The organism is Lewinellaceae bacterium (assembly GCA_020636105.1).
Classification (GTDB): Bacteria; Bacteroidota; Bacteroidia; order Chitinophagales; family Saprospiraceae; genus BCD1.
This window is the reverse complement of sequence record JACJYL010000001.1, coordinates 3,969,913-3,994,359: the sequence shown is the minus strand read 5'-3', so window position 1 is coordinate 3,994,359 and position 24,447 is coordinate 3,969,913. Positions and strand designations below refer to the sequence as shown.

19 protein-coding genes, 1 tRNA gene and 1 pseudogene are annotated in these 24,447 nt (G+C 42.1%); 12 read left to right on the top strand and 9 right to left on the bottom strand.

Annotation, left to right across the window (positions count from 1 at the left end; translation table 11 throughout):
- Positions 1-146: 146 nt before the first annotated feature.
- Entirely contained in the window at positions 147-2,504 is a 2,358-nt protein-coding gene (locus H6571_14970; protein MCB9325039.1) for a gliding motility-associated C-terminal domain-containing protein, read from the bottom strand.
- Between the two features lie 389 nt (positions 2,505-2,893).
- Between H6571_14970 and H6571_14965 the strand changes: the two genes are divergently transcribed.
- Positions 2,894-4,144: a LysM peptidoglycan-binding domain-containing protein gene (locus H6571_14965; protein ID MCB9325038.1), complete on the top strand. Its 1,251-nt coding sequence runs from the start codon at positions 2,894-2,896 to the stop codon at positions 4,142-4,144.
- A 179-nt stretch (positions 4,145-4,323) separates the two neighbouring features.
- Positions 4,324-4,397: transfer RNA gene (locus tag H6571_14960), tRNA-Asn, on the top strand.
- A 138-nt stretch (positions 4,398-4,535) separates the two neighbouring features.
- Here H6571_14960 and H6571_14955 read toward each other — a convergent pair.
- From H6571_14955 to H6571_14930, 6 genes and pseudogenes are all read right to left on the bottom strand, one after another.
- A complete protein-coding gene (locus tag H6571_14955; GenBank protein MCB9325037.1) occupies positions 4,536-5,579 on the bottom strand; it encodes a Gfo/Idh/MocA family oxidoreductase in 1,044 nt (347 codons plus the stop codon).
- 59 nt (positions 5,580-5,638) lie between these two features.
- Complete coding sequence (locus H6571_14950) at positions 5,639-5,998, bottom strand: glycoside hydrolase family 88 protein (GenBank protein MCB9325036.1); 360 nt, start codon at positions 5,996-5,998, stop codon at positions 5,639-5,641.
- A 35-nt stretch (positions 5,999-6,033) separates the two neighbouring features.
- Positions 6,034-6,363: pseudogene (locus H6571_14945) on the bottom strand (alpha/beta hydrolase).
- Positions 6,364-6,431: 68 nt separating this feature from the next.
- Entirely contained in the window at positions 6,432-6,575 is a 144-nt protein-coding gene (locus H6571_14940; protein ID MCB9325035.1) for a hypothetical protein, read from the bottom strand.
- 23 nt (positions 6,576-6,598) lie between these two features.
- On the bottom strand, positions 6,599-7,447 hold the full coding sequence (locus H6571_14935; GenBank protein ID MCB9325034.1) for an alpha/beta hydrolase: 849 nt from the start codon (positions 7,445-7,447) through the stop codon (positions 6,599-6,601).
- Between the two features lie 138 nt (positions 7,448-7,585).
- Positions 7,586-9,346 carry an EamA family transporter gene (locus H6571_14930; GenBank protein ID MCB9325033.1) on the bottom strand — a complete coding sequence of 587 codons (1,761 nt, stop codon included), beginning with the start codon at positions 9,344-9,346 and terminating at the stop codon, positions 7,586-7,588.
- A gap of 173 nt (positions 9,347-9,519) precedes the next feature.
- Between H6571_14930 and H6571_14925 the strand changes: the two genes are divergently transcribed.
- The 4 genes from H6571_14925 (at position 9,520) to H6571_14910 (ending at position 17,611) form a co-directional block, all read left to right on the top strand.
- Positions 9,520-10,806: a cellulase family glycosylhydrolase gene (locus H6571_14925; protein ID MCB9325032.1), complete on the top strand. Its 1,287-nt coding sequence runs from the start codon at positions 9,520-9,522 to the stop codon at positions 10,804-10,806.
- Positions 10,807-11,300: 494 nt separating this feature from the next.
- Positions 11,301-12,587 (top strand): Glu/Leu/Phe/Val dehydrogenase, encoded by a 1,287-nt coding sequence (locus H6571_14920; GenBank protein ID MCB9325031.1) that lies wholly within the window; start codon positions 11,301-11,303, stop codon positions 12,585-12,587.
- Positions 12,588-12,693: 106 nt separating this feature from the next.
- Positions 12,694-14,427, top strand: a complete 1,734-nt coding sequence (locus H6571_14915) for a hypothetical protein (protein MCB9325030.1) — start codon at positions 12,694-12,696, stop codon at positions 14,425-14,427.
- A 10-nt stretch (positions 14,428-14,437) separates the two neighbouring features.
- Positions 14,438-17,611, top strand: coding sequence for a nucleotidyltransferase domain-containing protein (locus H6571_14910; GenBank protein MCB9325029.1), 3,174 nt, complete (start codon positions 14,438-14,440; stop codon positions 17,609-17,611).
- 6 nt (positions 17,612-17,617) lie between these two features.
- On the opposite strand, the gene H6571_14905 is transcribed toward H6571_14910, so the two are convergent.
- Positions 17,618-18,481 (bottom strand): hypothetical protein, encoded by an 864-nt coding sequence (locus H6571_14905; GenBank protein MCB9325028.1) that lies wholly within the window; start codon positions 18,479-18,481, stop codon positions 17,618-17,620.
- A gap of 296 nt (positions 18,482-18,777) precedes the next feature.
- On the opposite strand from H6571_14905, the gene H6571_14900 reads away from it, so the two are divergent.
- The gene (locus H6571_14900) at positions 18,778-19,698 is read left to right on the top strand and encodes a bifunctional hydroxymethylpyrimidine kinase/phosphomethylpyrimidine kinase (protein ID MCB9325027.1); all 921 of its coding nucleotides are present in this window, start codon (positions 18,778-18,780) and stop codon (positions 19,696-19,698) included.
- Between the two features lie 76 nt (positions 19,699-19,774).
- On the opposite strand, the gene H6571_14895 is transcribed toward H6571_14900, so the two are convergent.
- Positions 19,775-20,884: a DUF4837 family protein gene (locus tag H6571_14895; protein ID MCB9325026.1), complete on the bottom strand. Its 1,110-nt coding sequence runs from the start codon at positions 20,882-20,884 to the stop codon at positions 19,775-19,777.
- 262 nt (positions 20,885-21,146) lie between these two features.
- Here H6571_14895 and H6571_14890 point away from each other — a divergent pair, with 262 nt between their 5' ends.
- The 5 genes from H6571_14890 (at position 21,147) to H6571_14870 (ending at position 24,426) form a co-directional block, all read left to right on the top strand.
- Positions 21,147-21,590, top strand: coding sequence for a YhcH/YjgK/YiaL family protein (locus H6571_14890; GenBank protein ID MCB9325025.1), 444 nt, complete (start codon positions 21,147-21,149; stop codon positions 21,588-21,590).
- 195 nt (positions 21,591-21,785) lie between these two features.
- Positions 21,786-22,808, top strand: a complete 1,023-nt coding sequence (locus H6571_14885; GenBank protein ID MCB9325024.1) for an NADH:flavin oxidoreductase — start codon at positions 21,786-21,788, stop codon at positions 22,806-22,808.
- A 114-nt stretch (positions 22,809-22,922) separates the two neighbouring features.
- Positions 22,923-23,147, top strand: coding sequence for an MbtH family protein (locus H6571_14880; GenBank protein MCB9325023.1), 225 nt, complete (start codon positions 22,923-22,925; stop codon positions 23,145-23,147).
- Positions 23,148-23,158: 11 nt separating this feature from the next.
- Positions 23,159-23,968, top strand: a complete 810-nt coding sequence (locus H6571_14875; GenBank protein ID MCB9325022.1) for a hypothetical protein — start codon at positions 23,159-23,161, stop codon at positions 23,966-23,968.
- Positions 23,965-24,426, top strand: a complete 462-nt coding sequence (locus H6571_14870) for a hypothetical protein (GenBank protein ID MCB9325021.1) — start codon at positions 23,965-23,967, stop codon at positions 24,424-24,426. Before H6571_14875 ends, H6571_14870 begins: the two co-directional genes overlap by 4 nt.
- Positions 24,427-24,447: the final 21 nt, after the last annotated feature.

Here is a 24,447-nt window from a genome sequence, read left to right as displayed (position 1 = left end):
TCATTGCCGGTACAAAGATAACGGTTTTTTACTTACTTAGCTTTATTTTTAAACTAAGTTTAACATTTGGACGCTTCAAGATAAGGGTTGGTCACTGGAAATGGAATTTTCGGACTTATTTTTTTTTGCAAAAGCCTGTTCCACCTTTACCGGATCACCGCGACATCGCCTTTGTCAAAAATTTCAATGGGTTCATGGCAGGAAATGACTGTAGCACTGATCCACCAGACATAAACCCCGTTGTTCATTTTTGTGGCTAAAAAACTGCCGTCCCAGGAAAAATCCAGGTCCCTGGATTCAAAAAGCAGGTCTCCCCAACGATTGAATATGTGGATTTCAAAATCCACTACTTCCAGGTCTTTTTTTGGAGATATCTCAAACCGGTCGTTGAAGCCATCACCATTAGGTGAAAATACATTGGGGATGTAAAAAAAATTTTCCGGATTCTCTCCTTCACGTTGTACGTTTATGGTTGTTTCCAATGTTTGGCATGGATTACTCATGATCAATGAATAGGTTCCTGTCTGGAAAATGGTTGTCTGTTGCTGATCAGATCCGTTGGACCAGTTCCACGAAATGCCGTTAGGGTCCCCGCTGAGCAGGTTCACGGAAATTATGAGGCTGTCCAAATCGCAGGGAAAGACCGGATCGGTCACTTCGATTTGAAGTTCATTGGTCTCTGCTATTTCAATAGTTTGTTCGAACAGGCATTGATTGGCATCACGCACAAAAAAGGTATATACTCCGGATGGGAGGTTTTCGAAAACAGGTTGCGCCACAAAAGGCTGGCCATCCAAAGAAAATGTATAAGGAGGCACCCCACCGTTTATGTCCTGAGCCGAAATGCTTCCCGTATTCATATTCCAGCAGGCGTTTTCTGTATTTAAACTAAAATTCACTTCCGAGCTGGCTGAAACGGTTAGATTAATAAGGGAATCACAGCCGTTTGCATTCTGAAAGAAAAATGTGGTGTCCGTACCTGCTGTATAAATGGCATTATTGAACAGGTAGGTTTCCCCAGGACACAGACTGATCGCCAGATCCGATTCTTCATCACTGATGTTCACTACCACGGTAACGACAGAATCACAGCCGTTTGCATCGGAAAAAGTAAACGTTTGCTGGCTGCCTGCTTCAATTAAGTTTCCATTGAAGTCATAAAAATGGCCTTCACAGGTTGTTGTCTCGATTATTTCGTTGGAAACAACAAAAGGTTCAACGGTTAATATCACCGAAGAATCACAACCGTTGGTTCCCATGAGGCTGATTTCATTGACGGAACCTTCCGGGTAAAAACTGCCGTTATAAAATACCTCTCCCCCGGGGCAGGTGTTTAGGGTAATGCCGGTTCCCGCGTTTGGACTGAAGTCGCGGTAAAAAATATTTGGCAATCCGAATCGGCAATTCCTGCCTGTATTATCGGGGTCGAGAAAAATGGCGTAGGCGCTTATAGTGGGGTTCATCCCATCCGGGTCATAAATGGCACTCAAATACTCGCTGTATCTGACGGAAATATAGATGTTCTCATCAGGGCCGAGTTGCAGCGCACGAACCACTTCCGAGCCACCCCAGGCGAAGGGATCGTCTATCGGAACGTCAGTCAGGGTCCCGGAACCAAATTCGTATCTCGAAACAAGAAATTCTCCCCCGATATAGAGGTAATGGCCTCCAGGCGAAAATTCAATGCCATAGGTCAAAGGATCATTGGGAACAATTTCGACCTCATTGGATACAGCACCGTTGACATTGTTGAAATCATACACATCGATTGTTCCGTTGGCCCTGTTGACCAGCGCAAGTTTTTGTCCATCGGATGAAATTTTCATGTAACCAACAGCATTGTTGTTGTTACTACCCCCGGAATGGATGTTTCCGACATTGCTGATCACCGGAACAGGGTTTACCCCATCAGAAGTTACCTCGTACACCAAAAACCGGTTGTTGTTCCAGCCATGGGCGATGACCCAATACCCGGTACAGTCGGGTTTCAGAACCCCGGTGAGTTTTTCGGTGACGGGAGTGGATAGTTGAATATTGAGCGTTCCGGGGATTACATCCCCCAGAGGAGTCCCCGCAGAACCGTTGCCCGGGAGCGACATATCGATGGTGGTGTAAGCCAGACCGTCGCTGCCGCCCAGTTCGTCCGTTGTAAAAATATAGTACAGGTGGTTGTTGCCGATATTGGGGATGATGATCGAGGACTGTGTGGAAGAAAAGTGGCCATTAAGCACTCCGTTGGCCCCCGGCATGATTTGGTGGGTTTGATCCCAGACGGTTACGCCGTCCGTATAAAACAACAAGGCTCCGTTATTGTCGGAAATGGTGGCAACGCCCTCTTGGGTGTCCAATTGGCCATCGGTAAGCACTGTCGGTGGGGAGGTGTTGAAATCCAGCCCTGCCCGGTCACCAAAATACCAGTTGTTTGAAGTGTTCAGGATTTCCTGGCCTGAAACAGGTACTACCAACAAAAAGAAAAATAAGGCATTCAAAAGTGTTTTGTACATCGGACAATAGTTTTCACGAGTCTTGGCGAAAAATGATTGCTCTAAAATAATGTTAATTCGGCTAATTTAATCATTTTTTGAGGAGAACTACGCTCGACTTTACCATCAATATAAATTTAATTGAATGGCCTATTTTTTTGTCAGGATCAGGATTTCCCTGATTTTAGGATTGGTATGATTGGGGATTTGAAAATAAACAAAATATCAAGCCTTTTGCAAACAACGCCGGAAACGTTAAAAATTTTACCACCCTGTTAAATCCGTTTTAAAATTCCTTTTTCCTGAAATTTACCATAAAGGGAACCGTTTTATAGTTCAATCGGATCATAAATCAATAACCAAACCATTCTATTATGCACAGGAAACCTACATAACCTAATAAGAAAGACATGTGCAATCGAATCATTTTTCTCCCCATCGCATGGGTAATGACCTGCGTCACAGGCCTTGTGGCTCAAATCCCAAGCCAGGCTCATCTCGATTACATTCAAAAATACAAATTTATAGCTATCCAGGAGATGCACCGTGCAGGCATACCGGCGAGTATTACCCTGGCGCAGGGCATCCTGGAATCCAGTGCTGGAACGAGCTGGCTGGCCGTTGAAGGCAACAACCATTTTGGGATCAAATGCGGCAGCGACTGGTATGGAGAAACCTTCTACAAGAAGGACGATGATCGGAATGCCAATGGTGACCTCGTCATGTCCTGCTTTAGAAAATACGATACCCCGGAAGAGAGTTTCGTGGCGCATTCCGATTTTTTGAGGCATCCCAATAAGCCCTGGTACAAACCCTTGTTCGAACTCAGTATCACAGATTATGTGGCATGGGCCAAAGGCTTGCTCCAGGCGGGTTATGCCACCAATCCGGACTACCCGCAACTGTTGATTGGTATTATCGAGCGTTACGCACTGCAACAGTATGATGCGGATAATTATGTTTTGCCTCCGGTAGCCAATGTTGAGACTGATTTCCTCTACATCAATGGCCTGCCCTATGTGACGGCCAATGCCGGGGAAACCCTTGCAGTGCTGGCTTCCAGGATTGGCGTTTCAGTCCGTCAGTTGATTAAGTACAACGATGGTTTGAAGGATGACAATCAAAACCTTAAGGATAGGCAGATCATTTTTCTCAAGCAGAAGAAATGGAACAATATGGAAAGTGAGTTGCCTTACCACCAGGTGATGGTCGGGGAGACGATGCTGGATATCTCACAGATGTATGGCGTCAGTTTATTCTGGCTGAACTATAAAAACAGGATGAAGGAAGGCATGGAACCCGCTCCCGGAAGCCAGATCATGCTGCGGGGAGCACGGGTAAAAGTAAGGCCAAAGCTGGCCACCGGAATCGAAGTGCCCGAAAGACCCGGGGAGGAAACCGATGAAACTTTTATGGACTGGGCCATCGATCCACCCGTTAATCCTGTTTTGCCCAATATTACCGAACTGCCGGAAAGGGCGACCATTCCGGAAACGGAAACGGTTCCTGCAGTAACGGTTTTGACCTACACAGTCCAAAAAGGAGATACCTTATGGAATATTTCCCAGAGGCATAATCTGACGGTCGATGATCTTAAACAGTTGAATGGTCTTTCAAACAATACCATCAGCATCGGGCAGGTATTACGGTTGAGCAAGTAAACGGAATGCCTTGTTGTTTTCTTCCTTTGGAATGAGTTGATCTAATGGATATTATGGCCAGGCCCGAGAACAAGGGATAAAAAAAATGAAAAAATTAAGAGGCAACTATTGCACATTTGTAAGTAATAGTTTACATTTGCACTCGCATTTTTAGAGAAAGATGCTCCAATACAATAAAAGCCTCTTTAGCTCAGCTGGTTAGAGCGCCGGACTGTTAATCCGTAGGTCCTAGGTTCAAGTCCTAGAAGGGGCGCAAGTAAAAGACTCATTTGCAATCATTGCGGATGGGTCTTTTTTTTGTCAGGATCAGGATGGGGCCTGTTCCGGGCAAAGTGCAAACATCAAAAAAACAACCAACAAGATTTCGTAATTAAAAAATCAAGCCTCATCCTCACAACTCAACCACCCTCTTTTCCCTACTGCTTTGAACCGCCGCCTCAATCACCCTGATCACGTTCATGCCATCGGCTGCAGACACAGGTACGGGCTCGCCATTTCGTATCGCATTGTATATCCCTTCATAATAATCCATATAATTGCCATTCAGGGTGGGAACCTGTTCGCGGATAATCTTCCCATTCTGCTCTGTGTGCAATAATCCTTTTTCTGTTTCCGGTTCTATGCCATAACCTGCTGTTCCGGGTATTTTTCCGGCAATGAGTTGTTTTTCCTGGACATCAGCCCTGGATTTCAAAAAAGAGCCTTTGGTGCCGTGCAAAACAAATCCGGGCAGGGCTTCCCGGACAAAATAACTCGACTTGAGGATCACCCGGTGGGAAGGGTAATAGAGTTTCAGATCGAAATAATCTTGCACTTGTGAACCGGGCCGTGTTACCTGTAAATCGGTAAATAAAGCGATGGGCAGTCCAAACAATTGGAGCGCCTGGTCAATGAGGTGTGAACCGAGGTCGTACAACCCGCCGACGGCAGGGGTTGGCGTCTCCTTGTGGATCTTGGGACTCAGCTCCGGGGAGAAACGGTCAAAATGGATTTCTGCCTCCACAATTGCTCCGAGCAAGCCTTCGTCCAGGATTTTTTTTACGGTACGAAAATCACTGTCCCATCGGCGATTTTGGAAAACGGAGAGTTTTAGATTTTTCGCTTCAGCCAATTGAATTAATTCCTCTGCCTCCTGAACGGTAGCGGTAAAGGGTTTTTCCACCACCAGGTGTTTACCGGCCAGTAGTACCTGTTTGGCAAAATCGTAATGCGTAACACTCGGGGTATTGACTACAACCAGTTCAATGTGCGTATCGGCTAACAGTTCCTCCAGTGTCCGGAAAGTTTTTACTCCCGGGTATTGTTGCTCCGCTTCGTTTTTAGTCCTTTCCCAAACACCATATAAATTAAACAGGGGATGGACGTTGATGAAGGGTGCATGAAAGACATATCCGCTCATTCCAAAAGAGCATAAAGCTGTATTGATGGGTTCCATAATTTTGTTTTTATTGAATTATCCAGGTGTTTGGGCTACACAGGCACGAAGTTTTTCCCTTACCGGTCAAAGAATCCGTCCCGGTAAGGATCGCCACCTAATCCGGCTACGGCGCAGACCTGGGTAATAATGACCTCGCCATTTTCGCCAAGCTTAACAAGATCTCTGGTCAATCCATCAAAAGCTTTGTTGGCAACGGCTTTGTATTCTTCCGGCAAATAGCCTTTGTTTACCCCTTTTGCCAGGGCGTAAGCAAACATGGCGGTTCCTGAAGCTTCCAGGTAATTCCCTTCTTCAAACTGGACGGTATATTGTGCATAAAAGGGCGAACCCATAAATACCCCATCCAGCCACATTTGCGACGGATATCTTTTTTTATGCCAAAAACCGCCTTCCGAAGTTCGGGGTTGCTCTTTCAGTTGTTTTCTTCAACGCTGCATGGCTTTTAAATATTTCATCCCGTTTGTTGTCTCCCTGTCAAGGCGGCCATCTGTCCTCCGGAAGAGCATCCAAATACGGCCATTTTTGTGGTATCCACATGAAATTCGTTTGCATGGGTTTTGATAAATTGAATAGCCGCTTTGACATCATAGATCCCGGCTGGAAAGATGGCTTCCGGAGACAATCGGTATTCTATAGTGAAACAGGCATTACCTTTTGAAGATAAAATACACGCCAAAGGTTCCATGTGGGATTTATTGCCCGATTTCCATCCGCCACCGTGTATGAGCATAACTGATGGTTTGGGTCTTTGGGTTTTTGGATAAAAAGCGTCTAAAACAAGGGATCTATGTCCAAATTCTTAATAAACGATACCCTTTTTCTGCTTTACACCTTTATGTTTAACCGGTTTTACGATTTCAATGAAGGGATATTTTTTACCTCTTTTTCAAAAGCGCTTCGAACCGTATAGGAAGTATCAACAGGATAACCGGCTTGCGAATAAATACTATTGGAAAATAAAATCAATAGTAGTAGAATTTTTATTTTAGCCATGGTTACGTATTTTTTTAAGTCCCTCAGTTTATTAACTTGTTTAGCCAGTCTTTCGCCAGTGAAGGCCATGTTTCCGCAGCGATATTTCCCGGGCGCAAACCATAACCATGTCCTCCTTTTGGTAATAAGTGTAATTCAACAGATATGTTGTTATCTCTCAGGGCTTTTGCCATGATCAAAGAACTGTTACCATATTTATCATCGGCAGTTCCAAAAATGAAAAAAGGAGGTGTTTTTTCCGTTATGGTTAATTCCGGGGTAAGGCTATTATTTTCTCCCATATCCAAATAGGCCGGATAAATTAACATTGAAAAATCCGGACGACAAGACAAGGTGTCTATACCATCAATTGGAGAATATGAATTTTCGGTAAACATGGTTGATGACCGGGCACATAAACTTCCTCCTGCAGAAAAGCCTAACACACCTATTTTTTCTGTATTTATGTTATAGTACTCAGCCTTATCACGGACAATTCGTACCGCTCTCTGAATATCATTTAATGCACCTTTTTGTTTGTCTGGCACACGATATTGCAAGACAAAAGCGGTGTGCCCAAGGTTATTAAACCATGCTGCTATTTCGTAACCTTCTTTATCAATTGCCAGAATATTATAACCACCTCCCGGGCAAATGATTATACCGGCTCCCGAATCAGATTTTTTGTCAGGTTCAAAAACGATTAAAGCGGGGTTGGTAATATCCGTCAATCGAATGACATCGCCACTTGTATTATCCGTTTGGATGGGGGCATGTTTTGCTCCTGTTTCTCCTGGCACTTCATCCGGCCATAAATAAATCGTATCTCTCGTTTGACCATTAAGTATTCCTGAGAGCAGTAGTATCGTAATCGTTGAGAAAATAAGTTTCATATTTTATGAATGTTATTTTTTTGATTGAAATATTACTTTGAATTTTAAATTTTGATCCAATTAAAAAAATGAATGAACAACTTTGTATTCCCATTGTAATCACTCATTGAAATATACTAATGACAGCTTTTGTGCTCACTATTTGACAATCAACTTTTTCACATCTTCCGGAATCAACCACGGACGCAGATCATTCTCCTCCGCATTGATTTTGCAGTTAATAAATGACACTTCATCGGTGTGCCTGACAAAAAAGGCGTAGGCATTGGTTTCTCCGAACCTATTGCCTTCGGGATACTTACCTTCGTATTCCATGACACTTTGGTCCGTGGAGCGGATGCCTCCTTTTAACTCGAGGTCAATATTTTCAAAAGTGACATTTTGAATATTATGACCGTTTATTCCGGTAATAATCGAAGGGAACTGCTGGGTAAACCGACGCCCCTTTATATTTTCAAAATAAACATTTGAAATGGTACCAATACGGGGTTTTCGGTCGGGGACCGTTCTTTTCCTGTCGCCAAGCAAGATAAAAAAGGCCTGGCCACAATTTTCAATGTCACAATTCCGGATTTGGATATTGTCGATCAAAGCTCCGTCCATGGATTCAATGACGATGGCGGTTTGAGCATACGCATTTATCAATTTCAGGTCGGAAAATTCAAAGTCAACGAAGCTTCCCAATCCATCGGTTCCAAGTTTAATACAGTTACCAGCCATCACATTCAGTTTATCCATCGTGCATCGCCTTACCACGACATCCTTACAACCATACTCGCTACCACTTTTGAAACAGATGCCATCATCTTCCGACTGAATATAACAATCCTCAATCAGTACGTGGTGACAGTCCACAATGTCGATCCCATCCCGATTAGGAGATAATTTCCCGGTATTAACCTTGATGTTTTGAATGATAATATTCTCTGACTCGATGTAAACCTGAGTCCAGCAGGCAGGATAAAGTAAGGTGATATTGGATACGGTAATATTTTTGCTTGCCACAAACGCCAGGAGGGAAGGACGGTCTTTTTCAGTCCCTAATCCTTTGACATTCACCCATTTGGCATGATCCCCCTGCCCGTTAATGGTGCCGCCGCCGGTGATGATCACGTTTTTCACCTTGTTTCCATAGATCAGTCTTCTTTGGCAATCTTCCAACATCCGGTTAGGATATTCAGTCTCGATGAGGTGATGCGGATAATAAATCTCTTCATCAGATTTGATCCCCAAAATGACTGCTGTGGAATCTATTCGTAACGTCATATTGCTGACTAACAGGAGTTGACCTGTCAGGAATGTTCCATTTCTCAGCAATACCGTTCCACCGGTTTTACTACAGGTATCAATGGCTTTTTGGATGGCTTTTTGATCATTGGCTATTCCGTTTCCCATGGCTCCAAAAGCATAAACATCGTAAATGGGCCCGGAATCCTGGGATACAAGATCAAAGAAGGATAACATAAAGACGACGAACATTAAATGCCTGATCATACTCACAATGTTTATGACGGTGTAAAAACAGTATAACCTCCCGCTACTCCGCCTGCTGTATTGCCGGTACAATTGACGAAGGAACAGTTGATTGGGGCGCAGATCCCCTCCGTTGTCCCGGATAATAAGCAGAATACCAACAAAAGGAAGCCATCGGTAGGTTTCTCCGAAAAAGATAAATCCCAGCAAAAGAGCGTACACGAGTTCCATGTATTTAAAAGGCGCCAGTACACTGGTTTTTTCCAACTGAAAGGCTTTCGTCATAAATACCTGCCCGACCAACCCAAATATCCCGATCTCCGCAACCGGCCACCATTTTGCCGCCACCGGCATCCGCCAATCGTGCGCAAAAAATAAACACTCCGCAAAATAACCAATATTCCATTTAGAAGTGAGTCGGAGCAATGAAGAAAATCGGTTTCATGCTAATTCAACTTTGATCAAATACCCCCCCTTGCAACAAAAGCCCCTAAAATGTACATGACTTCCCCCCTGGCAGTCACTTTTCCAGGCCTATCTTAGCCCCTGTCTTTTTTTATATTTTTATTTTTACGGAATCACAACCATTTTAAAGGCTTATGAAATTCATCACCACCGCATTTCTTTTACTGATTTTATCTATTGGTTTGTCTGCGCAAAATCCTTTCATCACCGTTGAGGATGGAAAATTTGTATTGGATGAGAAACCTTATTATTTCATCGGCACCAATTTATGGTTTGGCATGTGGCTGGGATCAGCCGGAGCCGCCGGTGACCGGGAACGGCTGGTCAGAGAGCTGGATCGACTACAGGCCTTAGGCGTAAATAATCTAAGGGTAACAGCGGGAAGCGAAGGCCCTGTTGATGCGCCCTGGCGGGTACAACCCGCGGTGCAATATGAAGCCAAAAAATACGACGAGACCCTTTTGGAAGGGTTGGACTTTTTGCTGGCAGAAATGGATAAACGGGGAATGAAGGCCGTCCTGGTCCTGAATAATTTTTTCCAATGGTCGGGAGGAATGGCCCAATATGTTTCCTGGGCTACGGGAGAGCCTATTCCCTATCCTCATTTGGAGGGCCATAGCTGGGATGAATTCCAGCAGTTTTCTGCTCAGTTTTATTCCAACAAAAAAGCGCAGCAGATCAGCAAAAAGTTTATGAAAAAACTCCTGCGCCGCCGCAATTCAGTTTCCGGTATTCAATACCGGGAAGATCCCACTATCATGGCCTGGCAACTGGCAAATGAGCCCCGTGGGTTCGGCCAGGTACCGGCCTACCTGGAATGGGCCGACAAAACAGCCGGGGTCATCCAGCGAAAAGATAAAAATCACCTCGTCAGCCTTGGCGGCGAAGGAAAAACTTCCGCCGAAAGTACCGGGACGGATTTTGAAAACGTCAGTAAATCTAAAAATCTCGATTACCTCACGGCCCATTTATGGGCGGAAAACTGGAGCTGGTATGCTCCTGACCAACCGGAGACATTTGAACAGGCGCTGGTTAATTCTTTGGCGTATTTGAATGACCATATTGCCATTGCCGGAAAATTGGGAAAACCCCTTGTTTTTGAAGAGTTCGGCGTTTCCAGGGACGGGCGAGATTATGATCCGGAAGCACCGACCATCCTCCGGGATCAGTATTACACCTTCTTTTTTGATGTGCTTCTTCAAAATATCAGCACAGGCTCCGCATTTATGGGCTGCAACTTCTGGTCGTGGGCAGGGGAAGGAAGGCCAAAGGAACCGGGAGCCTTTTGGAAAAAAGGAGATCCGCTTATTGGAGACCCTCCCCATGAATCCCAGGGTTGGTACTCTGTTTATGAAAAGGATGAAAGTACGATCGAAATCATTAAAAACTATGCGCAAAAAATAAAACAGGAATCTGAATGATATTGGTCCAAATAACTATCTGTTTAGCGGAGACATGAAAGGTATCAAAGCCCATGTAAATGAAGGGGTGTTCGTGTCCCATTTTTTCAACACTTCTGGCCATTGAATAAAAAATGGGACACGATCCAAACAGGAACATTTTTACCGGGCGAAAGGGAGGGACAAATCAAGGTGTCTTTGGTTGAAAAAAAGTATGGTGACAGGGCTTTTAAATTGAAAGGGCTGCCCATTCATCAATTGCTGTTTAAAGGCCATTGATAAGTATGTGAACATACCCATTAATCATGTTTTTTAACGTAGAAATCCCCTCTGAACACCTCCCAACAAATAAGCCTATTTTTATTTTGTTTGGAAGGACAATCCTATTCAATATTGGTCTCGATATTCCTTTGAAATGTGCTGAAAAATGATGAGCTTTGGAACAATTGAAGTTTAAGATTTTTTATTTATTTAAATAAAGTCTAGGTAATAAAACCATCTGGACAATTGAAATTATGACTACGAAAACTTATAATCCGTTTCAAACCGCACAAAAACAGTTTGACCGGGCAGCTGATTTACTCGAATTAAACACAGCGACACGCGAATTTTTACGTAACCCGATGCGTGAATTTCATTTTACTATTCCGGTACATATGGATGACGGTACGAAACAAATTTTCCGTGGATTTAGAATACAACATAACGATGCCCGCGGTCCTGCCAAAGGAGGTATTCGATTTCACCCGATGGAAACAGTTGATACCGTAAGAGCTTTGTCGATGTGGATGACCTGGAAGACCTCGGTGGTCGATATCCCATTGGGAGGAGGAAAAGGTGGCGTCATTTGTGATCCCCACCATTTGAGTCCATTTGAACAAGAACAAATATGCAGGGGGTGGATTCGTCAAATTGTAAAAAATATAGGGCCTTTTACCGACATCCCCGCTCCTGATGTCATGACGAACGCTCAACATATGCTTTGGATGCTCGATGAATTTGAAACGATTACCGGGGCGAAATATCCGGGTGTTATTACAGGGAAGCCCATTGGTATGGGAGGATCTCAAGGAAGAACAGAGGCAACAGGTTATGGTACCATTATTACTGTCAGAGAGGCTTTGAAAGAATTAAATATTAAACCCGAGGATACCACAGCCAGTTTCCAGGGATTTGGGAATGTCTCTCAATACGCCATTGAGTTATATGAAAAAATGGGGGGTAAAGCCTTGTGCGTTTCTTCCTGGGATAATGAAGAAAAACAGAGCAACTCTTTTAGGAAAATAGATGGCATCGATCTTGAGGAATTACGCAGCATAGCGGACACTTTTGGCGGTATTGATAAAGTTAAAGCTAAAGCGTTAGGTTATGAAGTTTTACCAGGCGAAGCATGGCTGGAACAGGAGGTAGATATCCTTGTGCCGGCAGCATTGGAAAATCAAATTACCGGAGAAAATGCTGAAAAAATAAGTAAGCGAGTAAAAATAATAGCCGAAGGAGCCAATGGACCTACGGCTCCTGAAGCAGATATCATTTTAAATAAAAAGAACATTTTCATTGTCCCGGATTTTCTTGCGAATGCCGGTGGTGTTATTTGCAGCTATTTTGAACAAGTGCAAAATAATATGAACTATTATTGGGAAAAGGATGAGGTGCTTGCCAAATTAGATGTAAAAATGACTACAGCCTTTGCGGCGGTGAGTGATTTTTCCAAACAAAATGATTTGGGCATGAGAGATGCAGCCTATGCCATTTCTGTTGACAGAGTTGCACGGGCATGCCATGTAAGAGGTTGGGTTTGATAAGTTTGGGCTTGTGTAAAACTCAATTTTCATAATACTTTGACAGATAACCCATTAATGGCTTTCTGAATGACTTTTTATTGGGAAGCATGATTAATCAACAAAAATGCAACTAGATAAAAATTTCTTTACTTCAACCAATCAAATTTGCTACCTCGGCACAGGGGAACTTGGAGGAAAAGCAAAAGGTTTGGAATTCATCAATGACATATTAACATCTGGCATAAACAAAGAAGAATTTCCCGATTTTGATATTAGTATTCCAAAAATGATCGTCATCAAAACGGATGTTTTTGACGATTTCATGAAATTAAATGACTTGTCGCAGATAGCCTTATCTGATATGCCCGATGACCGCATAGCGCTTGCCTTTCAAAAGGCAGACCTGCCCTTTAATATTCTCGGAGATTTGCGTTTGATTGTATCGGAGGTAAAACGTCCGCTCGCCATTCGCTCTTCGAGTATGCTTGAAGATGCCTTGCACGAACCTTTTGCCGGAATTTATGGTACTAAAATGACCCCCAATAATCAACCGGATATTGACACCCGTTTTCGTAAATTGGTTGAGGCAATAAAATATGTTTATGCGTCAACATTTTTTAAAGCCCCAAAAAATTATATAAAAGTTACCAGACACAAAACAGCCAATGAAAAAATGGCGGTTATCATCCAGGAGGTTGTCGGTAAAAAACATGATGAAAAATTTTATCCTGAAATATCAGGTGTCGCGCGTTCGTTTAATTTTTACCCTACAGGAGGAGCTGCCCCGGAAAGCGGCGTTGTCAACCTGGCTCTTGGCTTAGGTAAAACCATCGTTGATGGTGGAGTCTCCTGGGCCTATACTCCCGCCTCCCCACGGAATGACCCTCCATTTAAGTCAATAGGTGAAATGCTCAAACATACCCAGTTGAAGTTCTGGGCAGTAAATTTAGGTAAACTCCCTGCTTACGACCCTATTAATGAAACAGAGTATATGTTTGAGCACCATATTAGCGAAGCTCAAAAAGACGGCACTTTAAAAAATATTGTGTCAACTTACGATGCACAGAACGATCGCATTCGGATGGGGCAGTCAGGCCAGGGCGCAAAAATACTGAACTTTGCGCCTATCCTAAAAATGTCAAGTATTCCTTTAAACGATCTCATTATAAAATTAATTGATGCTTGCGAAAAAGCAGTTAAAGCTCCCGTTGAAATTGAATTCGCCGTTACGTTTTCTGAAAACATTGAGGAGGCTCCCCACAGATTCGGTTTTTTGCAGGTAAGACCTATGGTCGTTTCATCGGAAAAAATTGATTTATCGGACAATGAAATGACAGGAAGTAATGTGTTAATTGCTTCTGAAAGTGTTTTGGGTAATGGGGTAGTCGATTCTTTGACGGATATTGTTTTTGTTAAACTCGGATCGTTTGATGCAAAATACACCTTTGAAATTGCCAAAGAAATAGAGACCATAAATAAGAAAATCGTCAACGAAAAGAGACAATATTTATTAATCGGTTTTGGCCGCTGGGGTACAACAGACTCCTGGGCAGGCATACCTGTTGATTGGAGCCAGATTTCCGGCGCAAAGGTAATTGTGGAGGCTACTATGGAAAATATGATTCAGGAAATGAGCCAGGCATCTCATTTTTTTCATAATGTATCAAGTTTTCAGGTGCTTTATTTTTCTGTCCCTTCTTCGGAACCCTATAGCGATATTATAGCCCGGTTATCAGATTTTGAAATAGTAGAAGAAACCGCATTCCTAAAACATGTAAAAACGAAAAACCCATTGATTATTAAGGCAGCGGGCAGTAAAGGAAAAGGAGTCATTTTAAATGATAATAAGCCTGGGTAATTTTTAAAATATGAAAAAGTCAATCATCCAAAATGATTTAATTAATGAATTAAAGGAAAGAGCCAAAGAACTCAACTGCCTGTACCAAATTCAGGAACTCTTAAGTGATCTAAATTTAACTGAGGAAGAGATCTCAAAAGGAATCATTAAAGTCATTCCACAGGGTTGGCAATATCCTGAAATTTGCACCGTAAAAATTACTTATCGAAATTCAGTTTTTCAATCTCCTGATTATAAAGAAACCTCCTGGGTGTTAGAGTCAGATGTTATAGTACAAGATGAAAAACTCGGGAATATACAAGTTTTCTATACCGAAGAAAGACCCGTATGCGATTATGGCCCTTTTTTAAAAGAAGAAAAAAAACTTATTAAAACCATTTCCGATTTAATGGGAGCCTATTATTTCCACAAACAATTAAAATCAGTCTTTGAAGAGGAGAAACTAAAAAGCAAAGAAAAAAAGCCAGAGTGGAGAGTAATTTTGGATATGTTAAAAAAAACAGATCCCAAATTGTTAATCCGCATTTCGCGAAAAATGGTAAATTATTTATGCTGGAAAGGCATTACCGAAGGGGAAAAGTTATTTGACTTCTTTAATCCCACCTATGCGGAAGAAAGTGGTTTGTACAAAGAAGCAAATTTTCCTTACCAGGCTAAAACGGAATTAGATTCTCTGATATTAAGTAATGAAATTTTTGAAATTACAAGCAAGCATTTAAACGAACAAGAAATTATTGATTGTATTGGACGTTGGATTAAACAAGACCAATCTGGTTTCCTTGTCAATGTTATAAACAATGACAGCTCGACTACCGATGAAATAAACAGTGTGTTGGAACGGTATCATCACCTTAAAATCCATGGCCTGGAACTGACACCGATTCGAGCGATAAGCCTTAGAATCACGCTTTCCAGGCGCTTGTTAAGTGATCAGAAAAAATTCATCAAAGTCGCTAAGGATTTTATTGGAGTTGATGATTATTACAACTTATTAAGCAAGGTCATCTATCCTAATAATAGCCATGGTAAATTAGGCGGAAAAAGTTCAGGGCTTTTTCTATCAGAAAATATTTTAAAAAAGTCAAAACTTAGTGACGAGTTTGCCAAACGATTTAAAATTCCCAATACCTGGTATATTACTTCTGATGGAATATTGAAGTTCATGAAGTTCAATAACCTTGAAGACATTGTAGAACAAAAACATAAAGACATCGAGCAAATCAGAAAAGAATACTCTTACGTCTCTCATGTTTTTAAGAATTCTTCTTTTCCTCCTGAGATGACAAAAGCACTGTCGGCAATGCTTGATGATTTTGGAAATTATCCGCTCATTATTAGAAGCACCAGTTTATTGGAGGACAGGTATGATGCTGTTTTTGCCGGAAAATATAAAAGTTTATTCATTTCTAACCAGGGTTCTAAAATGGAAAGGCTCTCCGAACTAACGGATGCCATTGCTGAAGTTTATGCCTCCACCTTTGGTCCTGACCCTATTGAATACAGATTGGAAAGAGACTTGATTTATTTTCATGAAGAAATGGCCATAATGATTCAGGAAGTCGTTGGAAAAAGAGTAGGGGACTATTTTTTTCCTGCTTTCGCCGGGGTGGCATTTTCACAAAACAATTACCGATGGTCGAGTAGAATTAAACAAGAAGACGGTTTGATAAGGCTTGTCCCCGGTTTGGGAACACGTGCCGTTGACCGTTTGAGTGATGATTACCCGGTACTTATCGCTCCCGGCAAGCCTAATTTAAGAGCCAATGTCGCCATAGATGAAATCGTTAGGTATTCGCCTAAAAAACTGGATGTTATCAATTTAGAAAAACGCAGTTTTGAAACTATTAAAATCGATAAACTCTTAAAAGAACACGGGAAAGAATACCCTATTATCAATCAAATTGTATCGAAGATTTCAGAGAATTATATCCAACAGGTCAGGCGTTTGGGGATGAACTTTGAAAAAGAAAATTATGTCGTTACTTTCAATGACCTGGTGAATAACACAGACTTTATTAAACAAATTAACGCTACGTTATCGGTACTTCAAAAAGAACTTGGATATCCCGTAGACATTGAATTCGCTCATAACGGAGAAGATTTTTATTTGCTTCAATGCAGACCTCAAAGTTATGGAAAAGTAAGTAAACCGGCTACCATACCTTTTGATATTCCCAAAGAAAAATTAATCTTTTCGGCCAATAAGTATATAACAAATGGAATGGTTTCAAACATCACACATGTTGTATATGTTGATCCGGAACAATATGGGAAATTATCAAATTATGAAGAATTAGCAGCTGTTGGAAGAGCGATAGGCCGACTCAATAAACTTTTACCAAAACGACAATTTATTTTATTGGGTCCTGGCCGGTGGGGAAGCCGGGGAGATATTAAACTAGGTGTAAGTGTCACGTATTCTGAAATCAACAATACGGCTGTTTTAATTGAAATTGCCCGGAAACTTAAAGATTATGTGCCTGAGCTCTCCTTTGGAACGCATTTTTTCCAAGATCTTGTCGAAGCCAATATTCTTTATTTGCCGCTCTATCCTGATGAATTCGGCAATACGTTCAATGAATCTTTTTTTACTGATTCACCAAATATCTTATCCAGTTTATTCCCGGATTTAAATTCCCTGTCTGGAGTAATAAAAGTTATTGATATTTCCACATGCACCGGTGGTAATAGTTTAAAAATTTTAATGAATGGAGATGAAAATAAAGCCGTCGCTGTCCTTGAAGAAAAATCTATTATCCCTGCATTCAAAGAAAAACAAGCGACAGAACATACAAAGGCAGAAAATAATGATTTTCACTGGCGTTGGCGATTAGAAGCAGCCGAAAAAATCGCTTCTAAAATGAATCCGGAACGTTTTGGAGTGAAAAATTTTTACGTATTCGGAAGTACTAAAAACGCGACAGCTTCTCAGGGCAGTGACATTGATATTCTCATTCATTTCCAGGGCACTGAGGATCAGCGCAACAACTTACTATCGTGGTTAGAAGGATGGGGAACAAGTCTGGAATACAACTATTTTATCAGAACAGGCTATAAAATTTCCGGATTGCTTGATATTCATATCGTTACGGACGAAGATATTAAAAACAGAACAAGCTTCGCAATAAAAATTGGAGCAATAACTGATGCGGCAAGACCTTTGCCTATAGGCCTGGATATTTAAGCATGTTCATATAAGTTCTCTCGTTGCCTTTTCGGGAAATTCAGGATCAAACCGAACCAGTGCAAGTTCCGGTCCATCATGGGCAGCAGAAAATGCATGGGTATTTCCGAAGGTTTCTTTCCAGGTACCGGAAAGTCTTGCCGACTCATGAACATGCCCGTGTAAAGTAATCAACGGTTGGGCCTCTTTGATAAATCGTTGAACGGCAATACTCCCAATGTGAACATCAAGAGGAATATGGTCGAAAGTTTTTCCATCCAAAGCTGCATGGTCTAATTTTGATTTGTATGGAGGAGTATGAAATAAAAAAATAGCTTTTGAAACATTGGCACCATCAACCAGTAATTCGATATCCGCTTTTATGGTTGAATATCTAATTTCTCCTTTCCTGACTTCAACAGAGCGAAAACCTTCCTCTGGCGAAACACAGCCCGGGTCAACGTATCTGGAAATATCATATTTTTCCCAGTCTTTCATCAGGAACGGAGTTGGTGGAATATTGGAATATCCATAAACATCAAAATCACCAAATGTCACTTTCCGGCCATGGATATACTCCCAAAGCTTCTTGGATTGCCCGGAGATCAATTCTTCTTCATGAATTTTACTGTCGTCGTTGCCTAATATAATAAAAATTCTAGGGTAATTATTTTTCAGTTTTTCTTTGAGCATGACAATCCCCCTTTTCAGAACATTGTCAATAAAATCAATAGAGACGTTACTGCGATTGGTGGCCATAAATAACCCTGAAGGCAAAAGATCGCCACCGAAAAATACAGCAGAAGGAATTTCTTCTTCAATTTTTTGGAATAATTTCTCGTAGCGTTCGATACTGCCGTGTAAATCTGAAACAAAAAAACTAATAGCCATGAGATAAGTTTTTTAGAACTCTAAAACCTGGGATTTATGTCATATAAAGATACCATTGAAAAATATATTTGACTCTATTAAAATATATTTTATTCATCACAACTTTTTTGGGGTAGGTAAGTTTTTTTTCTTCAATATACCTGAATATTTGAAGGCATTTCCGTAGGATATCTTACCAATCTCCTGATTGTTTTGCTTTTTCTCTTAAGCTTTGAATTTCTTTATCAACTGATTCGATTTTTTTCGCAGAAAGCCTTACCTTAGAACTCTCAAATTTTGAAGTTGAAATTAATCATATGAGTTTATTGACGGTAGGTACCATGGCTTTTGACAGCATCGAAACACCTTTTGGTAAAGCTGAACGGGTCGTTGGAGGCGCAGGAGTATATATTCCCCTTGCAGCCTCTTATTTTACAGACGGACTAAAGGTTGTTTCTGTGGTGGGAGATGATTTCCCTCAGCACGAAATCGACTACCTGGAGTCGCGGGGCATTGACCTGGAGGGATTACAGGTGGTGGAAGGCGGGAAAACCTTTTCCTGGAATGGGAAATATCGTCCGAATATGACGGAAAGAATAACCCTGGACACCCAACTCAATGTGCTGGAGACTTTTGATCCCGTGTTGCCTGAAAGTTATAAAGAGGTCGACTACCTTATGCTGGGGAATATGCCGCCCGCCCTTCAGTTGCGTGTCATCGAACAACTCAAAAATCGCCCGAAACTGATCGTACTCGACACCATGAATTTTTGGCTGGATACGGCGCTGGACGAATTGAAAAAAGTACTCCAACACGTCGATGTCCTCACCATTAATGATGAGGAAGCCCGGCAGCTTTCGGGTAAATTCTCCCTGGTAAAAGCCGCCGCCTCCATCCATAAGATGGGCCCTAAAGTGATCGTAGTGAAAAAAGGAGAACACGGAGCCTTGTTGTTCCAGAACTCCAATGTGTTTTTTGCCCCGGCTTTACCTTTAGCCGAAATATTTGATCCCACCGGCGCAGGGGATACTTTCGCAGGAGGATTTATCGGCTACCTGGCCTCTACAGAGGACCTTTCTTTTGAAAATATGAAACGGGCCGTCATCTACGGCTCCGCCATGGCTTCTTTCTGCGTTGAAAAATTCAGTATCACCCGTTTGAAAGAAATCAATGACGATCAGATCACCGAACGTATGGTCAACTTTGTCCAACTGGTGAACTTTGATGCGAAGTTGTAACTTGTTGCTCGTTACTTGTTACCCGGTGGCTTGTTGCCGAGGTGACGTATTGAGGAACCAGCAACAAGTAAACAGCCTAATACTTCACACCGTTCAGAATATACTCGAGGTTTTGCATATAATCGCGTTTGGCCTTGTTGGGGGCCAGCACGAAGCCATCGATGAACAATAGTTCTTTTTTATTCGGATTATAAACGAGATAACTGATGAACGGTCCTGCCATATAATCATTCACCATTTCCCAAATGCCCCGGGCTTCCAGAACGTAATTGCCGTTGACCGTTTTTACGGAGGTGAACATGGGCAAATCGGTATCATTGACCTGGACGTAACTGCCCTCAATGGTAGAAGAAATATATTCTCTTCCAATTTTGTTCCGGATGGCCTTTAAGCCTGCAGGGGTCAGCTGGGCTTCATCGGTATAGGGGACGGAAGTGACGATCAGGTTGCTGTTGTATTGATCACTGCTTCTCCTCAACCAGATCAGCTTACCATCGTTGACGGCTTCGGTATAATCGGCCGGAATGGCGACCTCCGCCGAAAAATTGGTTTGAATTGTTTTTTGGGCAGAAACATTGTTGCCGGAGTGAAAAACCGTCCTTTCAATACTGGGCAGATCGTGGTCCTGGATTCTTTTTGAAATGCTCGGAAAATTATCGGTGATGTTTTCTGCCAGTTGGTCATGCGACCAGGCAAATTGATAAAAAACCAATTGATTTTTGGCCCAGCGATCCTTACTTACGGGACAGTTGTAAGAGGGGTCTTCCTGTGATTTGCGGACATTTTCCGGCCCGAGATCCTTTTTGACCATCTGTGTGGTCGGAGAATCATCATCACTGAGATTGGCAAGGATGATGTAAGTAGTCAGTTCTTTTCTCAAAGGCTGGTGTTCCAGGTTTTCCGGGGTGAACTGCCTTACATCAAAGAGCGGTTCCGGCTGGGGAAGGATCAGGTAGGGTCCTTCAAAATAATAACGAAGGCTGTCTCCCACATGGCTTTCCCACATGGCCTTATCACAAATTACATTGATCTGATTGACTTTCCCCACAGCTACGGGAACGGGGCGAAAACTATCTGTCACCTCATTGCTGCATCCCGTAAAAATCAGGGAAAACAACAAAAAGGAAATCAGTTTGATTTGAAATTGATTCATATTCATTACGACGACGATTAAAATGATTTTCAAAAATACTAATTTTAACGGGTAAGGGGTATCTTACTGTTGTGTAATAGATGCTTCCGGAAAGGGTTTTGGCGTAAAAACAGGGGATATTTCGAAAATATGGCTTCATTCAGGCAGCGCAAAACAAGTAAGGAATTCCTTGAGGAGCCAAGATTTTCCATCCCCCCATTAGGTGAGGATAAAAGACTTTCTGATTTTAAAAGAAACTGTAATGGTAATCATGTATTTTTGGGGACGTATAATAAATTGGCAATAATTAAATGATATGGTAAAAGATAAACTCGAAAATTCCAGCCTTTATGGAGGCCTGAGTCCTAAAATTGCTAAAGCCTTCCGTTATCTTCATGAAACCGATTTGTCTGAAATTCCTGTGGGTAAATATGACATAGACGACGACCTTTTCACCATTGTCATGGAATACCAAACCAAAGATATTAGTGAAGGTAAATTTGAAGGGCATCATAAATACATCGACGTTCAATATGTTATTTCAGGAAACGAGCTGGTCGGCATCACTTCACTGACCGATCAAATTCCCATAGAAATCAATGAAGCGGATGATTATGATTTTTATGCATTGGAATCCGATTTTATCAGGTTCGACGCAGGGACTTTTATGATATTTTTTCCCGATGATTTACATATGCCTTGTATTCGTTTGAATGAACCTTCAGCGGTAAAAAAAGTGGTGGTGAAAGTAAAAATTTGAACATGGCTTAGCCGGGGAAAGATTTAAAAGGTTTAAATATGTGCGTTTATTAAAAAAATCTAATTTAGCTTTATTAAATGAGCTAATTCATATGAACTAGCTCAAAAGCCTTTTCTGAAACAATCACTCACAATGAAAAATTCTCCGGAAACGCCCCTTAATTTCCCCTGTGGAGGCGTCTCGAAAAACAGATTCATGTTGGCACCGCTAACCAATAGACAAAGTTACGAAGATGGTCAACTTTCTGATGATGAATTGCACTGGTTGACCATGAGAGCAAAAGGGCAATTTGGAATAGTTTTGACCTGCGCTTCTCATGTCCAGGCCATTGGAAAAGGATTTCCAGGGCAATTAGGAATCTTCTCTGATCAACATATTCCAGGACATCAAAAATTAACGACAAGCCTTCACGCCTATGGCTCCCTGGCTTTAATCCAACTGCATCATGCCGGTATGCGGTCACCCGCTGAATTAAATCAACAACCTCCTGTCTGCCCGTCCCCAAACGAAAAATTTGGCGCCCGGGAACTCTCGCTCGCAGAAGTTCTGCAACTCAGAGATGATTTTATAAAAGCGGCGGTCAGAGCAAAAAAAAGCGGTTATGACGGCGTGGAGGTTCATGGTGCACATGGCTACATACTGACCCAGTTTTTGAGCGCCGAGATCAACCACAGAACCGATGCATACGGGGGAAGCCTGGAGAACAGAGCTCGTATCTTATTTGAAATAATTGATGGCATAAGAAATGCCTGTGGTAAAGATTTTATAATAGGCACCAGACTCTCTCCGGAAAAATTCGGCATGGATCTGCTTGAAATAAAATGGGTTTGCCAAAGATTAATTGATCAGGGAAATATTGACTTCCTCGACCTCTCTTTGTGGGATTGTTTTAAACTTCCGGAAGAAGAAAAATTTAAAACCCATTCGTTATTAGAGCACTTCACCGGCCTTGATTTTAAGGATGTATTACTGACGGTAGCCGGAAAAATCAGTACAGGAAATGATGTACATAAAATATTAAGTGCCGGGGTAGATTTTGTTACCATTGGTCGTTCGGCCATCCTTCATCATGATTTTCCGGAAAAGGTGATGGCTAATCCAGATTTCATCCCCACCCCAACACCGGTGTCAAAAGAATATCTTCGTAAAGAAGGACTGGGGGAAAATTTTATAGAATACATGAATAATTGGCCGAATTTTGTAACCAACAATTCGTAAACCGCCTGCAGCAAGAGAGAAAAAACATAGAAACTGTTTAAAATAATTCAAGTATATTTGATAAACGTCCTTGCGCACTGAAGCAATGATTTTTTACCTCTAAACAATTTCATTATGTCATGGGAAGAAGAAAATGACACGACTATATACAAAGTAGTGGTCAACCACGAAGAACAGTACAGCATCTGGCCCGCTGACCGGGAAAACCCGCTTGGCTGGAATGACGCTGGCAAATCAGGCTCCAAAGATGAATGTCTGAAGTACATAGAAGAGGTCTGGACGGATATGCGGCCATTGAGCCTCCGCAAGCAAATGGAAGATCAGCAGGATAAGGAATAACAACAATGAACATGAGAATTTTTTATTTTGTCACAGCAGTTTTGTGCTTTTCCATTTCACTGCGGGCACAATTAACCATTGGAGTCGGGTACGAATTGGATGGCTTTGACACCGAGGGCATGAACACCTTCGTCAGCTCGTATAATGACTATTTTGGCAGCAGCGCCACCCAACCATTAAAAGCATTGGGATCGTTTGATTTGAAAGGCCTTCAATATTCATTGGGTTACCGTTTTTTAAAACCCCAATGGACATTTGCCACAACCGTCACTTACGGCAAGAGCAACCATTCCTTTAACTCCAGGGTAGCCGGCAATTTCGGGCAGGAGCATCATTTGCAGTTCAGGGATTTGAATTTTATTTTTAGCGGAGGGCCGGTGCTGGCTAAAAATATCTTGCTGGAGGGCATCTTTAACATTGGCTTCCGAAATACCACCCTCGACGTACTCACCGTCTTCCCTGATGGCTCCCGCAGCCAGGACTATGTATTCGACATCAACGGCGTTTACACCACTTTTACCCCTTGTTACGAGGCTGGGTTGGGGTTGGGTTTTCGGCTGGGTCATTTTATCCTGTCCGGCCGGGTAACCAAGGCATTCAATTTTCCTGGCAGCAACTTAGGCAGTGAAGGTACGGAGTTAACGGATTTCGATGTGAACAGATACCGTTCCAATTCATTTCCCCGTGATTTTGGCATTTGGCTCAATGATTCTTTCGGGGCAGACCAGGAGAACGTCATTTATTCAGATGAATTCCGGGGGATTCGCATTGGCCTTTCCATTGAATATATTTTTATTAAAAATAAGTCTGAGAATCAATGAAACAACGATTCATCCAAATTTCACTATTCCTGTTGTTACTCACTTCCTGGTCATGCAAGAAAGAGGATATGTTTCTCGACCGGCTGGAAGGTACCTGGAACATTGACCGGTTAGAGCGCTATGAAATACATCCCGATGGCTCTGCTATAACGCTTACCGATGAGAAAAACGTAGGAACACTTTCCATGAAAGTAGCCACAATTGATGGATTAACACTTGATAATTTAAAAGATTTCGAATTCAACTATACCGAAAATGGAAATGCCGTCAACCAAATCGGCGTGCTAAAAGTGGACGAACAGGCCAAACGGGTTATTATTCTGGGGGGCGACTGCATTCAGTGCGACATCGCCTACACAGTGGAGATAAATAAAAAAAATGAACAAGTCTGGAGTACGTTCTCTTACGACCAACAGAGCAACCTTTCTTATAAATTGACTTATACCCTGAGGCGGTAGTGATTCATCTCTGCCTATTTT

Bases quoted from the DNA above. Each gene is read 5' to 3' on its own strand.
- H6571_14970 (MCB9325039.1), bottom strand. From the start codon at position 2,504: ATGTACAAAACACTTTTGAATGCCTTATTTTTCTTTTTGTTGGTAGTA.
- H6571_14965 (MCB9325038.1), top strand. From the start codon at position 2,894: ATGTGCAATCGAATCATTTTTCTCCCCATCGCATGGGTAATGACCTGC.
- H6571_14955 (MCB9325037.1), bottom strand. From the start codon at position 5,579: ATGGAACCCATCAATACAGCTTTATGCTCTTTTGGAATGAGCGGATAT.
- H6571_14940 (MCB9325035.1), bottom strand. From the start codon at position 6,575: ATGGCTAAAATAAAAATTCTACTACTATTGATTTTATTTTCCAATAGT.
- H6571_14935 (MCB9325034.1), bottom strand. From the start codon at position 7,447: ATGAAACTTATTTTCTCAACGATTACGATACTACTGCTCTCAGGAATA.
- H6571_14925 (MCB9325032.1), top strand. From the start codon at position 9,520: ATGAAATTCATCACCACCGCATTTCTTTTACTGATTTTATCTATTGGT.
- H6571_14920 (MCB9325031.1), top strand. From the start codon at position 11,301: ATGACTACGAAAACTTATAATCCGTTTCAAACCGCACAAAAACAGTTT.
- H6571_14915 (MCB9325030.1), top strand. From the start codon at position 12,694: ATGCAACTAGATAAAAATTTCTTTACTTCAACCAATCAAATTTGCTAC.
- H6571_14910 (MCB9325029.1), top strand. From the start codon at position 14,438: ATGAAAAAGTCAATCATCCAAAATGATTTAATTAATGAATTAAAGGAA.
- H6571_14905 (MCB9325028.1), bottom strand. From the start codon at position 18,481: ATGGCTATTAGTTTTTTTGTTTCAGATTTACACGGCAGTATCGAACGC.
- H6571_14900 (MCB9325027.1), top strand. From the start codon at position 18,778: ATGAGTTTATTGACGGTAGGTACCATGGCTTTTGACAGCATCGAAACA.
- H6571_14890 (MCB9325025.1), top strand. From the start codon at position 21,147: ATGGTAAAAGATAAACTCGAAAATTCCAGCCTTTATGGAGGCCTGAGT.
- H6571_14885 (MCB9325024.1), top strand. From the start codon at position 21,786: ATGTTGGCACCGCTAACCAATAGACAAAGTTACGAAGATGGTCAACTT.
- H6571_14880 (MCB9325023.1), top strand. From the start codon at position 22,923: ATGTCATGGGAAGAAGAAAATGACACGACTATATACAAAGTAGTGGTC.
- H6571_14875 (MCB9325022.1), top strand. From the start codon at position 23,159: ATGAGAATTTTTTATTTTGTCACAGCAGTTTTGTGCTTTTCCATTTCA.
- H6571_14870 (MCB9325021.1), top strand. From the start codon at position 23,965: ATGAAACAACGATTCATCCAAATTTCACTATTCCTGTTGTTACTCACT.